This window comes from Odoribacter sp. (assembly GCF_985060555.1).
On sequence record NZ_CFKYFN010000075.1, the window covers coordinates 1 to 15624 of the forward strand.

The window sequence follows — 15624 nt, forward strand, 5'->3', positions numbered from 1 at the left end:
AGGGGTTAGGACGCAAGATTTTCATTCTTGTAACACGGGTTCGATTCCCGTACAGACTACTTGAAAAGTTGAATTTTTATATTTGTAGAGATGGCAAATCATAAATCATCAGAAAAAAGAATCAGACAGACTGCAACTAAAAGAGAACATAATCGGTATTATGCTAAAACGACCCGTAATGCGGTGAAAAAATTACGTATGGTAACTGATCGTGCTGTAGCAGTTGAATTACTGCCGAAAGTAGTTGCTATGCTGGATAAATTGGCAAAGAAAAATATTATCCATGATAATAAAGCTGCCAATTTGAAATCTAAATTGGCTTTGCACGTCAATAAACTGTAATTCGTTTATTCTCTAAACCGATATACAGGAGATGAGTAAAACTCATCTCCTTTCTTTGTTATCTCCCATATTTTTCGTAAATTGTTTATCTAAAACTTTTGCGTTATGGGTGATCAGTATCTACCGATGAATTCCTGGGCTGCTGATGAACTGCCTAGGGAAAAATTGCTTACAAAGGGTGTTGCTGCGCTTTCGGTCAGTGAGTTGTTCGCTATTTTGCTTCGTTCCGGTGTCGGAGGAGAGACAGCTTTGGAGTTGGCCCGGCGAATCCTCGCCGATAATAACAACGACTTGAACCAATTGGCCAGACGCTCGGTCAGGGAGTTGATAAATAAGTATAAAGGGGTAGGCATGGCTAAGGCCACTGCTATTGTTGCAGCGATAGAGATCGGACGGCGTCGGCGGCCCGAGACCAAAAGAATGAAATCGGTGATCCGCTTTAGCAGGGAGGCTTATCGGTATATCCGCTCTTTTATCGAAGACTTGGATCATGAAGAATTTTGGGTCATCTATCTGACACATTCCAACCAGGTGAAAGGATGTGAATGCTTATCGTCGGGAGGAATGGACGGAACGGTGATCGATGTCAGATTACTTTTCCGGGGGGCTTTAGACATGAAAGCCACTTATATCGTTATTGCCCATAATCATCCGGGAGGCTCTTTGGTCCCTAGCACATACGACGAGCTGATTACCCGAAAAATCTATGAGGGAGGACAACTGCTCGATATTAAGCTCTATGACCACATTATCGTCGGAGAAAATGCCTATTACAGTTTTGCCGATGAAGGCAAATTGAACTTTTCCAGGAAAAAACAATAAACAGACCGGTTTGGGTGCCACATTGTCAGCAAAAACTGCCGCATTAACAGAATGACAACCACGCCTGTCAGCGGTTTGGTATTGGCAAAGTTTTTGCTTAGTTTTGCTTTAGCAATTTTTATAGTATCCGGGGATACTCTATTTGCGTAATACTTGTTGATAAGATAGTGTAAATAATTAAAATAAACGCCATGTCTAAAGATGTAAAGGATACTGAAGCACAGGAAGAATTGAAAGATAAAGTAAACGCCGGGGATGTAAAAGAAGAGAAAGAAACCAAAGAAAAACACGCCAAAGCGAAAAAAGAAGATAAAGACCAGAAAATAGAAGAACTGGGACAAAAATTGTCTGAAATAAATGATAAATACCTGCGTTTGTCGGCTGAATTCGATAACTATCGTAAACGTACCCTTAAAGAAAGAATGGAATTGACGAAGAACGCAGGAGAACAAATTCTGGAAAAAATCCTGCCTGTTATGGACAATTTCGAAAGAGCTCTGAAAAGTATGGAAACGGCCGAAGATGTGCCGGCTTTACGCGAAGGAGTTGAATTGATCTATGCCAACTTCAGGGATTTCTTATCTCAGCAGGGAGTGAAAGAAATGGAATGCCTGCATACCGATTTCGATCCTGAATTGCAGGAAGCGGTAACGAAGATTCCGGCTCCTGCCGAAGAGTTGAAAGGAAAAGTCGTCGATTGCATTCAGAAAGGATATACCTTACATGATAAAGTAATCCGTTTTCCTAAAGTAGTTGTCGGTGAATAATAAATCCACGATTGGAACAGAAGGTGTGTCTGGAAATTCGGATTTTGGATTACAGCGGTAACCCCAAATCCGGAACCTATAATCAAATATAAAAGTAATGGCTGAAAAAAGAGATTATTACGAAGTGTTGGGGGTGGCTAAAAATGCTGAAGCGGCCGAGATAAAAAAAGCTTATCGGAAGCTCGCTTTACAATATCATCCTGACAGAAACCCGGGAGATAAAGAAGCAGAGGAAAAATTTAAAGAAGCGGCAGAGGCTTATGATGTATTGAGTAATGAAGAAAAGCGCCGTCGCTATGATCAGTTCGGACATGCCGGAATGGGGGCAGGAGCCGGAGGTTTCGGCGGGGCAGGAATGAGTATGGACGACATCTTCGCACATTTCGGAGATATTTTCGGTAGTTTCGGTGGCTTCGGTGGTTTTGGAGGCGGAGGACGTTCAGCCAGACGGGTAAATCGGGGAACCAACCTGAGAGTGAAAGTGAAGATGACCCTGGAGGAAGTGGCTACAGGCGTAGAAAAGAAAATCAAAGTAAAGAAATATGTTGCTGATACCCACTGCCACGGTACCGGAGCAAAAGACGGTAACTCTTTTTCCACCTGTTCCACTTGTCATGGTACCGGACAGATCACCCGGGTACAGAATACCATCCTGGGTGCCATGCAAACGACATCTACTTGTCCCACTTGTGAAGGAGAAGGCAAGATAATCAATGAGAAATGTTCCCATTGTAACGGAGAAGGTGTTCAGCTTTCCGAAGAAGTGATCACCTTGAATATCCCGGCCGGAGTGGCTGATGGCATGCAGTTGTCTTTGAGTGGAAAAGGAAATGCTGCCCGTCGGGGAGGAGTAAACGGTGATCTCATCATATTGATCGAAGAAATCGAACATCCCGAGTTGGTGCGCGATGGAAACGATCTGTTATATAATACCTTCATCGGTTTCCCCGAAGCTGTATTGGGCGATTCCGTCGAAATCCCGACACTCGAGGGGAAAGTAAAAGTGAAGATAGAACCCGGTACACAACCCGGAAAAATCCTGCGCTTGAAAGGGAAAGGAATTCCCGACATCAATGGGTATGGTAAAGGAGATTTGTTGGTCAAAGTGAATGTCTGGATTCCCAAAAATCTTTCTAAAGAGGATAAAAAAACGATGGAGGATTTGAAAGAACGTAGCTTCTTGAAACCGTCCAATGTCGAAAATAAAAAAGGATTTTTCCGCAAGGTAAAAGACTTTTTCGAATAAAAATCTCAAATACACGACCTGAATGATCACACTGACCCAGCTGGAATATATCGTTGCTATCGATGAATATCGTCATTTTGCTACAGCTGCAGAAAAATGTTTCGTTACCCAGCCCACTTTAAGCATGCAGATAAAAAAGCTTGAAGATGAGCTGGGAGTCATTATTTTCGACCGTTCGAGACAACCTGTCGTACCGACCGATCTCGGGGCAAAATTAATCGAACAGGCACGTATGACCTTATCCGCTACGCAACGGATAAAAGAGATCATTCAGGAAGAACAGCAAGAGGTCGAGGGAACACTGAAAATCGGAATCATACCGACACTGGCTCCTTATCTGTTACCGGTTTTCATCGGGCCCTATATCCGCAAATATCCGGCAGTAAAAGTCGAGGTCGAAGAATTGGTCTCCGAAGAGATCATTCGCCGGCTGAAACGTGATATACTCGATGTCGGCTTATTCGTTACCCCTTACCACGACGAAAAAATTGTCGAGCGTCCCGTATTCTACGAAGAGATGTTGGTATATGCACATCCTGATTGCGAATTGCTGAAGAAAAAAGAAGTCGGGCATGAAGATATCGTTACGTCTGACATTTGGATGCTGGGAAATGGCCACTGTTTCCGTAATCAGGTCGTCAACCTTTGTGAAATGTCTGCGAGCCAGCATAAGAATCTGCCTTTCGAGTTCGAAAGTAATTCCCTCGAAACGCTGATGCGGATTGTAGATGTGGAAGGAGGCTTCACTTTGATTCCTGAACTGGCCTTGCAATATATGTCGCCCGAAAAAAAGAAACAGGTCAGGTCTATTGCCAATACGAAGCCTCTGCGCGAAGTAAGTGTCATTTATTCCCGGCATTTCACCAAACAACGTTTGATAACTTTGCTTTGTGATGAGATTAAATCCGTAGTTCCTGCGCATATGTTGAAGCGGGATAGGGGAATGATCGTCGAGTGGAAAGTAGAAAAAAATGAATAATATTAAAATAGAGGGGAAAGGAAATTATGGATCTGATCAAAAATAGTTTTTTAGAAGCACAGCAGGTGCTGGAAGCTTTTATTTCCGATGAGAAAAATCTCGGACAAGTAAAAAATGCCGGAGATCTGCTGGTAGATATGTTCCGGCAAGGGGGAAAAGTGTTTAGTTGTGGCAATGGAGGATCCTTGTGTGATGCCATGCATTTTGCCGAAGAACTCACGGGACGTTTCCGTCATGAGCGGGCTGCCCTGCCGGCCATTGCAATTGCCGATCCTTCCCATTTCACCTGTGTATCGAACGATATGAGTTTCGACTCGGTTTTCTCGAAATACCTCGAGGCTTTGGGCGATCGGGGAGATGTGCTCTTAGCGATCAGTACCTCCGGTAACTCTTCCAATATACTACAGGCCATCGACACTGCTCATGTCAAAGGAATGAAGGTGATCGGACTGACAGGAAAGACAGGAGGAGAAATGAAAGAAAAATGTGATATAACTATCGTAGTACCCTGGAATAAGTATAGCGATCGTATTCAGGAAATACACATCAAAATCATTCATATTTTGATTGAATATATCGAACAAGCATTATTTAACACCAATAAATAAATTTAACACAAAAGTAATATGGGTAATAAGATTAACGACCCGATAGCTCGTCTGATGGGATTGAGATATAAATCACATCCTTGGCATGGTTTGGAAGTAGGTGACGATGCTCCGGAAGTGGTTACTGCATTTATAGAAATGGTACCTACAGATACAGTAAAGTATGAATTGGACAAAGTCAGCGGATATATCAAGATCGACCGTCCTCAGAAGTATTCGAATGTGGTACCGGCTCTCTATGGCTTTATCCCGCAAAGTTATTGCGGTGGTTTGGTCGCCGAATATGCGATGCAGCAAACGCAGCGAACAGATATTCAGGGCGACTGTGACCCCTTGGATATTTGTGTGCTGACAGAAAGAACTATCTCGCACGGAGATATCATTGCCCGGGTACGTCCGATCGGTGGCTTCCGGATGCTCGACGGTAATGAGGCAGACGATAAAATCATTGCTGTGTTGAAACACGACGCTACGTACAACGTATATAATGATATTTCCGAATTACCGCACATTGTCGTCGACCGTTTGAAACACTATTTCCTCACCTATAAAGATATGCCGGGTGAAGAAGGCCAGCGTAAGGTCGAGATTACTCATGTTTATGGCAGGGAAGAAGCTTATGAAGTGATTCGCCGGTCTCTGGAAGACTATAAAAACCATTTCGAAGGTTTGGAGGATATTTTGAGCCGGGTGTGATTTACGGCTTGCTCCTTCCTTAACTCCCCCACGATTCCCGGTCCAGGCTTCGGTATTGAATAGCCTCCGCTATATGTTGCGGCAGGATATGGTCCGAACTTGCCAGGTCGGCAATTGTCCGGGAGAGTTTGATAATCCGGTCATAAGCCCGTGCAGAAAGTCCGAATTTCTGCATCGCCATTTTTAATAAAGAAAGGCATTGTTTATCCAACGGACAAAAGCGTTTCAGCAGAGGCGGGGACATTTGGGCATTACAGTAGATACCCGGATAATCTTTAAAACGCTCCGTTTGAATGTTGCGGGCAGTGATCACCCTTGCCCGGACTACGCTACTAGGGTCGGCTTCTTGTATTCCGGCAATTTTTTCCAGTTCTACCGGGACAACCTCGATATGCATATCGATCCGGTCAAGCAGAGGACCCGAAATTTTGGATAGATAATGCTGGATCGCACTTCCCGAACAGGTACACTCTTTAGTCGGATGGTTATAATAACCACAGGGACAAGGATTCATGGAAGCGATCAGCATAAAATTGGCCGGATAATCGACACTGTAGCGGGCCCGGCTGATGGTAATTTTCCGGTCTTCCAGGGGCTGGCGCATAACTTCTAAGACATTGCGCTGAAATTCAGTGAGCTCGTCCAGGAAAAGAACTCCGTTCGTAGCGAGAGAGATTTCACCGGGACGAGGGAAAGATCCTCCGCCGATCAGGGCTATCGGAGAGATTGTATGATGGGGTGAACGGAAAGGCCGGGTCGTAATCAGCGAACAATTCCGGGATAGTTTTCCCGCGACGGAATGAATTTTTGTGGTTTCCAGCGACTCTTCGACAGTCATCGGAGGGAGTATTCCCGGTAAACGCCTCGCAAGCATCGTCTTCCCCGAGCCGGGTGCTCCTACCATCAGAAGGTTGTGAGCACCGGCGGCTGCAATTTCCAAAGCCCGTTTGACGGTTTCCTGCCCTTTCACATCTTTAAAATCATAAAGAAGATCGTTGGTTACTTCCGATAGGGTCGGATCGAAGGTGAACGGTTCTGCCTGCTGTTTGCCGTTCAGAAAATCGGTGACTTCCCGGATATGGGAGAAACCATAGACGTGTATACCTTCGACTACAGCAGCTTCGTTTGCATTTTCCAACGGCACGATAATGCTTTTGAAACCCTCGCTCCTGGCATTGATAGCGATAGGAAGTACCCCTTTTACCGCCACCAAACTTCCGTCGAGTGATAATTCTCCCAACATCATAAAATTCTCCAGCCCTTCGGGCGAGAGTTGTTCGTTGGCAGCCAGAATACCGATACAGAGTGGGAGATCATAAGCAGAGCCTTCCTTTTTGACATCGGCAGGAGCCATATTGATGATTACCCGCTTGCCCGGAATCCGGGAACCGATCTCCCGCAGGGCCGAATCGATCCGTTGCTGACTTTCTTTTACCGCATTGTCCGGTAAGCCCACAATGATAAATTTAGCACCGTTCAGGATGTTAACTTCCAGCGTAATGGTTGTGGCCTCGATTCCATTGACGGCACCACTAAATATCTTCACTAACATGACACCGCAGATTTAAGATTAAGTGTATGTAAGTTAAGATAATTTTACAATAAATCAAAGTGAAAATCCTGATTTTTATCTTCGGTCTCGAGCACTACTTCCCGACCGTCGAAACTGGCGAAACTATAATAGGTGATCCAGTCCCCTGTGTTGATATAGCGGCTGCTTGGCGAAAGAGTAAAATCGATAGGCAGATGCCGGTGTCCGAAAATGAAATAATCGAAATGTTGTCCTTGCAGCACTTCCCGGCAAAAACGAACGATCTCTTCTTTTTCCGCTCCCCGGAATGCATCGGCTTCGATTTTGCCGTTTTCCAGACGGGAATGCGACGACCATTTCCGCGCAATCAGGATTCCGATATCCGGATGTAGCCATCTGAAACACCGTTGTAAAAAACGGTTGTGAAAAATACGGTAGAGGAATAGATATCCTTTATCCTGTGGGTTCAGTGCATCTCCGTGTCCGATCAGGAAACGCTTACCGGCTATCCTGAAAATTTCATTGTGAGTATGTAGGATCACGCCGCATTCTTCCGGGAGATAACCGAATGCCCAGATATCGTGATTACCCGTAAAGAAATGTACAGGTATGCCCTGGTCCGTAAACTCGCATATCTTGGCCAGAAAGCGGACATGCCCTTTGGGTACTGCCCGCTTGTATTCGAACCAGAAATCGAAGATATCCCCGAGCAGGAACAACTCGCCACAATCCGGACGGATGGTGTCGAGCCAACGGATCAGGCGGTTTTCCCGTTCCCGGTCATTATCCAATACAGGAGCACCCAGATGGACATCGGAAACGAAATAAACCTTTTTTCCAGCCTGGAGCCGGAGGGTATGCTCTGTATGGGGGATTCGCTCACTGATTTTCATCGATTCTGCCTCTTTCTCGCTCTTGGGGTGAGTAATTTTAAATTATTTTAAAAGGTCGTTCAAACGGTCTTCCAGGCGTTGGCCTGCCAGATTTTTCCCGACAATTTCAAATTTAGGGTTGATAATATAATTGGCAGGTACACGTTGTATGTTCCACATCTGAGCAGCACGGCTTTTCAAACCATCCGGATCCCAGACACAAATCCAATTGATATCCAACTGTTTTACGAGACTTTGCCAGGCAAGTTTGTTCGGATCCAGACAAACCTGATAAATCTGAACTCCCCGGTTTTTAAATTTGTTGTAGATCTTTTTCATTTCTTGAATATAGCCGACTCCGTCTTTGCTGTTCAAGACAGTAAAATCGAGCAATATATATTTCCCTTTCAGCGAACTAAGGGCAATGGTGTCCCCCTGTGCATTCGGAAGATGGATTTCCGGCAGTGATCCTTCGCTGTTGTTGATCAATTGTTTTATTTTCATGTTTTGGATCGCCTTGTTGATTTGGTCCAAATGATTCAGGATCGCTTTCGTATATTGCGATTCCGGATACATCGCTTTCATCGAAGAGGCGACGACTTTATAAGAATGCAAATCGTTATCCGGATTCAGGATGAAATTATCCTGATCGAATTTCTGATACAAGGCATAATAGGAAGCCGGCGAAATGGCATGCTTCAGGATAAAATCCTTCGAAAAGTTAATTTGTTTGTTCACGATCGAATCCCAGGCGGCTGCAATTTTTTGACGTTCGCTGGTCGCTTCGGCAGGAAGGGCGGCAAAGCTTTTCTTCAGTGAATCCATCATGACATGAGTATTGTTCAGTTGAAAATTCAGCAGCTTTACCCAAAGGGAATTTTCAGATCCGTCTACCCAGTAATTCTGGGAAAGTCCGTTCAACGTTCCGCTCAATTCGATATGATCTTCCGGTTCAGCAATGAAAGTAATAAATTCCTTCGGACCGATTTTTACATTATAGAAAGTGGGGAGGGATGTTGCTGTTTTAAAGGTGAAATGTCCGTACCGGTCGGTTTTTGTCGAGTCGATGATGACAGCTTGATCGACATTTAACTGCTCCAGGTACACTTTTTGATTTTCGGCTTCCTTGATCCCTCCGGTAATTTTAACATTATTTTTACTTGTACAGGCAGCCAATGCAAGTAATACAAATACAGACGACCGTATATTTTTTCTCAACATGATGAAAAAGGTTAGTTATTACTAGATTTTAATCGTACGAAAATACAATTTTTTTCGGCTAGGACAAAAGGAATCTATTAGTTAAAATTCTGTCAAGAATTATTTCTTTCTGTTGCTTTCTAAAGGAAAAGAATATATTTGCAAACGATGTTGAAATTGGGCAAACAGATATTGCATACGTTAGTGCTGCTTATTACCGGGATGGCATTGATTGGAGTGAATGTAACTCAGTCGGGTTGTATTCATTCGGACCGCACATATCTCGAAGTCAGAGTCCTGCCTGCAGAGAACACATGTCCTTGCGAAGAGGAATGTGGCTGTTGTCAGGGGGAACGGCAATTTTGCAAAGATTGTTGTCATGCTTCTTCCCGTCATGATTTTTATAAAGTGACCGATTCTTCATTGGTAGAGCGGGGTTTACAAATGCAACTTTCCGTATTTACCTTACCTGAATGCGGTTGGGAGATGACGATACAGATTCTTGCTGTGCGGGACGGAAAGGATGGCTTTGCTTTTTACCGGAAGTTTCCCGGGATTCCGCCCTCGCTGGAATCGTTGTGTACTTTCCTTTGTTAAAACCTTTTGCCGGTCAGTCCTGACCATGGATTTGGATAAGGTGTGTTGTCATTTTTAATCTTCAATCATAAGGTAAATAGTGTAAAAATGAAATTGTTCAGTTTAATGGTACTGTTATGTGCCTCTCTGGGAGGATATGCCCAGGATATAAAGGGACGGGTGGTCGAGCAGGAGAATGGAAAAAAGGTCGGTTTGCCGGGGGCCAATGTCTATTGGGCCGGAACGACAGACGGTGTAGTGACGGATGCTGAAGGGCATTTTAAAATCAAATGGAATAAATCGGGGCGCTTGGTCGCCAGCTTTATCGGGTACCGGACCGATACGCTTACGGTAAAACGCACGGATAAACAGGTCGAGATCGAATTGGTGGCAGGAGAAGTACTCGATGAAGTGAAAGTGGTCACCCGGGGAAATACGACGATTATGAGTACCCGGGGGCCTCTGATCGAACAGGTGATCACCGGCGAAGAATTGTGTAAAGCAGCTTGTTGTAATCTGGGAGAGAGTTTCACTACCAATGCTTCGGTAGATGTGGCATATGCCGATGCTGTGACTGGGGCGAAACAGATCCAGTTGTTGGGGCTGACCGGTAAATATGTGCAGATGATGACGGAGAATATGCCCAATTTTCGGGGGATTTCGGCATTATACGGATTGAATTATGTCCCAGGCCCTTGGATGAGCGCTATCTCGGTTTCGAAGGGGGCCGGTTCGGTAATCAATGGCTATGAAGCGATTGCCGGACAAATCAGTGTCGATTATAAAAAGCCTGCTACGAGCGAAAAGATTTTTGTCAATGCCTATGGGAATAGTGAAGGGATGATCGAATTCAATGCCAATACAGGCATCCGTCTGAATGACAAGTGGAGCACAGCCATCCTGGCTCACGGGGATTGGCTGACCATGGAACACGATGGAAACCACGATGGCTTTTTGGATATGCCTAAAACGACCCAATACAATGTGATGAATCGCTGGCAATATAAGACCGATACTTGGTTTTTGCAATTCGGAGGGAAGCTCCTCGACGAAACCCGCCTGGGAGGGCAGAAAGGATTTAGGAAGGAAATGCGGGGTAGCTATGGAGAGGGTACTTTGTATGGGATCGGCATCGACTCTCGCCGGTATGAAGGCTTTTTGAAGTTGGGTTATCTGATGCCGCAGTACGAGAATACCAGTATGGCGATTTTGGTGAATTATACCGATCACGATCAGGATTCATATTATGGCGCCCGTGATTATCAAGCCCGTCAGCAGACTGTTTTTTCTAACTATATTTTTCAGTCTATATTCGGACAGAATGAAAATCAGAAATATTCTGCGGGGTTGTCCTTTAATTTCGATCGTTATGATGAATCCTTCAACGACTATTTAGTGGGTTCCGGTCAAAAGACGGCAACCGTAGATTTCGATCGTAACGAACGGGTAGGAGGGGCTTTTTTCCAGTATACCGGACTTTTCTGGCAAAAATTGACCGTAATGGCCGGACTGCGTTATGACTACCATAATATTTTCGGTAGTTTTGTAACTCCCCGTTTACATCTGGCTTATGCCCCCGACGATTTTACGATGTTGAAGGTGTCTGCCGGTCACGGTGCCCGGACAGCCAACATCCTGGCCGATAACAGTTATCTGTTGGCTTCTGCCAATTCGGTATACGTCAACGATAAATTGTTGGCAGCCCATCCCGAAGAATTAGATCGTTTGGATATGGAAAAAGCCTGGAATTTCGGAGTACAGTTGAACCGCAAATTTCTCTTGTTCGACCGTATACTGAATATCAACCTCGATTATTACCGGACGAACTTTACCGATCAGGTCGTGGCCGATAATGAGACTCAGGTAGGAAAAGTCAATTTTTATAACTTAGACGGTGATTCTTACTCCAATTGTTATCAGGTGGAAGTGAAATACGAATTGATCCCCCGGTTCGACGTTTTGGGTGCTTATCGTTACAATGATGTGAAGACCACGATGGGCGGCCGTCTGTTGAGGGCTCCGCTGCAAAGTAAATACAAAGGCTTGTTGAATTTGTCATATTACACCAATATGAAGAAATGGCAATTCGATTTCACCACTCAATTCAACGGTCCGGGACGTATTCCCGTTCCTGTGTCAGAAAATTCAGGACAAGCGGATCGTTTCGATTCTTTCCGTATCATGAATGCCCAGATTTCCAAGTTTTTCCGTAAATGGAGTATTTATGCCGGATGTGAAAATATCGGTGATTTCACCCAAAAACATCCTATCCTGGCTGCCGACCGTCCCTGGAGTGACGCTTTCGACTCTTCGAAAATTTGGGGTCCTGTACACGGACGTAAATTTTATCTCGGCCTTCGCTTCGGATTAGACCGGGAATAATATTGTTTTATTAACTTTGATACATAAATTTAAAACTAGGAACCATGAAAGTAGTACGATTAGTTTTGATAATGGTAGTAGTATTGTCAGCTGCCATGAGTGTAAATGCTCAGAAAAAGAATGAGAAAACCGTCATTTTTAATGCCAACCTGCATTGCGAATCTTGCAAAGCAAAAGTAGAAAAGAATATCCCTTATGAAAAGGGAGTGAAAGACCTGAAAGTGGATATGAAAACTCAAACCATCACAGTCACTTTCCGCGAAGACAAAAATACCACCGAAAACTTGCAGAAAGCCATCGAGAAATTGAACATCGAAGTGAAAGGAATCGAAGAAAGTAACACTTCTGCCAAAACCCAAGCCGGCGAAAAGTGTGAAAAATCCTGTTGTGAAAAAGAGAGGAAAACGAAATAAAAATAAAGAAAAAGGGGCAGACTTTTTAGTCTGCCTCCTTTCGTAATAACTCAATCCGGAACTTAGATATCCAGATATTTTCCTTCCTTGTCAAAAGCGGCAAGGGCTGCATTTACAGAAGGGGTATCTTCTTTATAAGTGACTCCGAACCATTTAGCCGTTGTTTTCAGTACCCTTACATCGGCAATTTGATCCTTGATCATTTTATCCACTACTTTGGGAATATAAAATTCTGATCTCAGATTATCTTTGTTAGCCGGGTAAAATTCGACGAACTGTCTTTCGATTTCTTCGAAAATTTTAGGAGTAAAGGCCCAGAAATTCATAGATACCAGATCGTCGGCATTCAGTGTTTTTCCGGTCTCTTCGTCTTTGATGCTTCCGTCTGCCTGTCTGCCGATTTTCGTACATTCCGTAACGGCAGTCAGGTGGTGATGGCTGTCGGTTTCACAGATCCCTCGTGAAACAGTGCCGTTTTCCGATAGGGTAGAAGCCAGACGGTAACCGACCAGGCCGAACTCTTGGTCCGTTGCTTCGTTGGCCAGGAAATCGTGGGCTTTTACAAAAGCATCGCTACCGTAAAAATCATCGGCATTCAGGGCGGCAAAAGGTTCATCGATTACTTCTTTGGCACTCCAGATGGCATGTGCCGTACCCCACGGCTTCTCGCGCTCGATGGGCGGCATTCCTCCCGGTAGTTTATCCATACTTTGATAGCAATAAGCGGTTTCTACCAATCCTTCGGCATATTTCCCTACAAAATCGATAAATTCTTTGGCGAAACTTTCGCGGATAACGAAAACGATCTTATCGAATCCCGCATGAACTGCGTCATAAATGGTATAGTGCAGCAAAGCCTTCTGGTGCGGTCCGAGAGGAGTAATCTGTTTCAGACTTCCGAAACGGGAACCCATGCCGGCTGCCATCACTAAGAGTGTAGTTTTTCTTTTCATGATTATACTATTTTTATAAGTGTCAGTGTTGTGAGCCGACAAAGTTATAAAAAGATTAAAGATTTAACCTAAAATTCATTTACGAATCTGCCGTTCCGGTCTGGTAAATTTTATTTCAGAGAGTCTCCGTGGTCGTGCTTATACCGGGTAAAAACCTCCATTGCTTCATATTCGGCCATACCCAAACGGTTGTACAAATCCGCTGTATTCCGGTTACGGTCTTCCGCCCGTTGCCAGAATTCACGCGGATCATCTCCCGGAAATGCCGGTCCGTTGTTTTGTGAACCGTGTTTGTAGATCGCTTTCCGTTTGATAGACAATTCTGCCGGACTGATCGGAACCGCCATGTCTACTTTTTCTACTTCCCATTCCATCCACGCGCCGCGATACCACCAGGTGTTACAATCTTTAAACCACTCGTCCCGGTCGATGATGTTGTAGGCACGGAGAATCGCATCCAGACAGACTCCGTGTGTCCCGTGCGGATCGGCTAAGTCACCCGCAGCATAGATCTGATGGGGTTGTACTTTCCGTAAAAGATCGACGATAATATCGACATCGGCTTGCGATAGCGGGTTCTTTTTCACTTTCCCGGTTTCATAGAAGGGGAGGTTCAGGAAGTGTACCCGTTCTTCAGGGACACCGATAAAACGGCAGGCTCCGCGGGCTTCTGCCCGGCGAAGGGCGGCCTTGAATTGCAATAGATACCGTGCTTCCTCGTCTCCCGGTTTGCGGTTAGCGATAGCTTGTTTTATTTGTAAAAATGCGTTTTCCATGGCCGGTAAATCCCCGTCCACCAGTTTAGTAAAAGAGGTGGCGATATCCATTTGCTGATAGATATAATCGTCGAAAACAGCGATGCTGCCCGAGGTTTGGTAAGCGACATGCACTTCGTGACCTTGTTCTACCAACCGGGCGAAAGTACCTCCCATAGAGATGACGTCGTCGTCTGGATGGGGACTGAAGATCAGGATTCGTTTAGGATAAGGATAGGCTCTTTCGGGACGGGTAGAATCATCTGCATTGGGTTTGCCTCCCGGCCAACCTGTAATGGTGTGTTGCAGGTCGTTGAATACCTGGATATTTACTTTATTGGCCGAACCGAAAGTCTTGATCAGATCGGTCATCCCATTGTCGATGTAGTCTTTGTTTTCTACTTTCAGGATCGGCTTTTTCACTTTCTGGCACAGCCAGATGACGGCTTTTCGGATCAGCTTGTCGTTCCATTGTACTTTGCTGACCAACCAGGGTTGATTGGCACGCGTCAGTTCTTCGGCTGCACTTTCGTCGATGACGAACTGTACGTTCGGATGTACTTGCAGAAAAGTGGCAGGGACAGCATCCGAAACACTACCTTCGACCGTAGCTTTGATGATAGAAGCTTTTTTCTCACCCCAAGCCAGGAGTATTACTTTCCGGGCTTTCATAATCGTACCCACTCCCATGGTAATGGCGCGGGACGGCACATTTTCCATGCCGCCGAAATCTCCTGCAGCATCCTTGATCGTCAGATCGTCTAAATATACCATCCGGGTTTTCGAAGTCAGCGGCGAACCGGGTTCGTTGAAACCGATGTGGCCTGTGCGGCCGATTCCGAGCACTTGAATGTCGATACCTCCGGCGGCCTCGATCTGCCGTTCGTATTCCTTACAAAAGTTTTCTATCTCTTCCGCTTTTAAGGTTCCGTCCGGAATATGAATATTTTTCGGGTCGATATCGATATGGTCGAATAAGTGATGGTGCATGAAATAATGGTAGCTTTGCTCCGATTCTTTAGGCATAGGCAGGTATTCGTCCAGATTGAAACTGACTACATTTTTGAACGACAGGCCTTCCTCACGGTGCATGCGGACCAGTTCTTCATAGAGTTTGATCGGCGATGAACCGGTCGCTAATCCGAGGACACATTTTTCGCTTTTATCCGCATTCGTACGGATCAGATCGGCAATTTCCCGGGCTACCGCTTTAACGGCTTCGGAAGGTTTTTCATAAATACGGACCGGCACTTTCTCGAAACGGTTGGCGCCTTCTCCTTTCGCTATATAGTTTTTGGTGATCATAAGGTTGGGTTTAAATTTATAATGTCAACTGGCAAAGTTAATAAAACTTTGGTATTTTTCATGTATCCGGGAGCGGCTTCAGGGCGACCGCACCAAAATTCCTCTAAAAAGTTTATCATTGCAAAATGAATACCTCTAATTATTTTTCAGAAGTGACAGATCCTCGTGTAACAGGTC

Annotated in this window: 15 protein-coding genes; 10 read left to right on the forward strand and 5 right to left on the reverse strand. The window is 44.9% G+C overall.

Features of this window, described 5'->3' with window-relative positions; all coding sequences use genetic code 11:
* Nucleotides 1-90: 90 nt before the first annotated feature.
* The 7 genes from rpsT to AC5RDS_RS10090 all read left to right on the forward strand — a co-directional run bounded on the left by rpsT (nt 91) and on the right by AC5RDS_RS10090 (nt 5460).
* The gene (gene rpsT, locus AC5RDS_RS10060; protein ID WP_013612464.1) at nt 91-342 is read left to right on the forward strand and encodes a 30S ribosomal protein S20; all 252 of its coding nucleotides are present in this window, start codon (nt 91-93) and stop codon (nt 340-342) included.
* 105 nt (nt 343-447) lie between these two features.
* On the forward strand, nt 448-1164 hold the full coding sequence (gene radC / locus AC5RDS_RS10065) for a RadC family protein (RefSeq protein ID WP_013612463.1): 717 nt from the start codon (nt 448-450) through the stop codon (nt 1162-1164).
* A 191-nt stretch (nt 1165-1355) separates the two neighbouring features.
* Nucleotides 1356-1931 carry a nucleotide exchange factor GrpE gene (gene grpE, locus AC5RDS_RS10070; RefSeq protein ID WP_013612462.1) on the forward strand — a complete coding sequence of 192 codons (576 nt, stop codon included), beginning with the start codon at nt 1356-1358 and terminating at the stop codon, nt 1929-1931.
* 97 nt (nt 1932-2028) lie between these two features.
* The gene (dnaJ, locus tag AC5RDS_RS10075) at nt 2029-3177 is read left to right on the forward strand and encodes a molecular chaperone DnaJ (RefSeq protein WP_013612461.1); all 1149 of its coding nucleotides are present in this window, start codon (nt 2029-2031) and stop codon (nt 3175-3177) included.
* A 22-nt stretch (nt 3178-3199) separates the two neighbouring features.
* Nucleotides 3200-4156 (forward strand): hydrogen peroxide-inducible genes activator, encoded by a 957-nt coding sequence (locus tag AC5RDS_RS10080; protein WP_118122162.1) that lies wholly within the window; start codon nt 3200-3202, stop codon nt 4154-4156.
* Nucleotides 4157-4182: 26 nt separating this feature from the next.
* On the forward strand, nt 4183-4764 hold the full coding sequence (lpcA, locus tag AC5RDS_RS10085; protein ID WP_195360434.1) for a D-sedoheptulose 7-phosphate isomerase: 582 nt from the start codon (nt 4183-4185) through the stop codon (nt 4762-4764).
* An 18-nt stretch (nt 4765-4782) separates the two neighbouring features.
* On the forward strand, nt 4783-5460 hold the full coding sequence (locus AC5RDS_RS10090) for an inorganic pyrophosphatase (RefSeq protein ID WP_013612458.1): 678 nt from the start codon (nt 4783-4785) through the stop codon (nt 5458-5460).
* 19 nt (nt 5461-5479) lie between these two features.
* On the opposite strand, the gene AC5RDS_RS10095 is transcribed toward AC5RDS_RS10090, so the two are convergent.
* The 3 genes from AC5RDS_RS10095 to AC5RDS_RS10105 are packed head-to-tail and all read right to left on the reverse strand — an operon-like array spanning nt 5480 to nt 9084.
* The gene (locus AC5RDS_RS10095) at nt 5480-7012 is read right to left on the reverse strand and encodes a YifB family Mg chelatase-like AAA ATPase (protein WP_013612457.1); all 1533 of its coding nucleotides are present in this window, start codon (nt 7010-7012) and stop codon (nt 5480-5482) included.
* 44 nt (nt 7013-7056) lie between these two features.
* Entirely contained in the window at nt 7057-7884 is an 828-nt protein-coding gene (locus tag AC5RDS_RS10100; RefSeq protein WP_013612456.1) for a UDP-2,3-diacylglucosamine diphosphatase, read from the reverse strand.
* A 42-nt stretch (nt 7885-7926) separates the two neighbouring features.
* Nucleotides 7927-9084: a TlpA disulfide reductase family protein gene (locus tag AC5RDS_RS10105; protein ID WP_013612455.1), complete on the reverse strand. Its 1158-nt coding sequence runs from the start codon at nt 9082-9084 to the stop codon at nt 7927-7929.
* 147 nt (nt 9085-9231) lie between these two features.
* Between AC5RDS_RS10105 and AC5RDS_RS10110 the strand changes: the two genes are divergently transcribed.
* The 3 genes from AC5RDS_RS10110 to AC5RDS_RS10120 all read left to right on the forward strand — a co-directional run bounded on the left by AC5RDS_RS10110 (nt 9232) and on the right by AC5RDS_RS10120 (nt 12434).
* Nucleotides 9232-9660 (forward strand): hypothetical protein, encoded by a 429-nt coding sequence (locus AC5RDS_RS10110; protein ID WP_013612454.1) that lies wholly within the window; start codon nt 9232-9234, stop codon nt 9658-9660.
* A gap of 87 nt (nt 9661-9747) precedes the next feature.
* Nucleotides 9748-12021 carry a TonB-dependent receptor gene (locus AC5RDS_RS10115; RefSeq protein WP_013612453.1) on the forward strand — a complete coding sequence of 758 codons (2274 nt, stop codon included), beginning with the start codon at nt 9748-9750 and terminating at the stop codon, nt 12019-12021.
* A 44-nt stretch (nt 12022-12065) separates the two neighbouring features.
* Nucleotides 12066-12434 carry a heavy-metal-associated domain-containing protein gene (locus AC5RDS_RS10120; RefSeq protein ID WP_013612452.1) on the forward strand — a complete coding sequence of 123 codons (369 nt, stop codon included), beginning with the start codon at nt 12066-12068 and terminating at the stop codon, nt 12432-12434.
* Nucleotides 12435-12496: 62 nt separating this feature from the next.
* Here the strand turns inward: AC5RDS_RS10120 and AC5RDS_RS10125 are convergent, their stop codons facing one another.
* Both AC5RDS_RS10125 and nagB read right to left on the reverse strand, forming a co-directional pair.
* A complete protein-coding gene (locus AC5RDS_RS10125; protein WP_013612451.1) occupies nt 12497-13387 on the reverse strand; it encodes a nucleotidyltransferase family protein in 891 nt (296 codons plus the stop codon).
* A 110-nt stretch (nt 13388-13497) separates the two neighbouring features.
* Nucleotides 13498-15447, reverse strand: coding sequence for a glucosamine-6-phosphate deaminase (gene nagB / locus AC5RDS_RS10130; RefSeq protein WP_013612450.1), 1950 nt, complete (start codon nt 15445-15447; stop codon nt 13498-13500).
* Between the last annotated feature and the right edge of the window lie 177 nt (nt 15448-15624).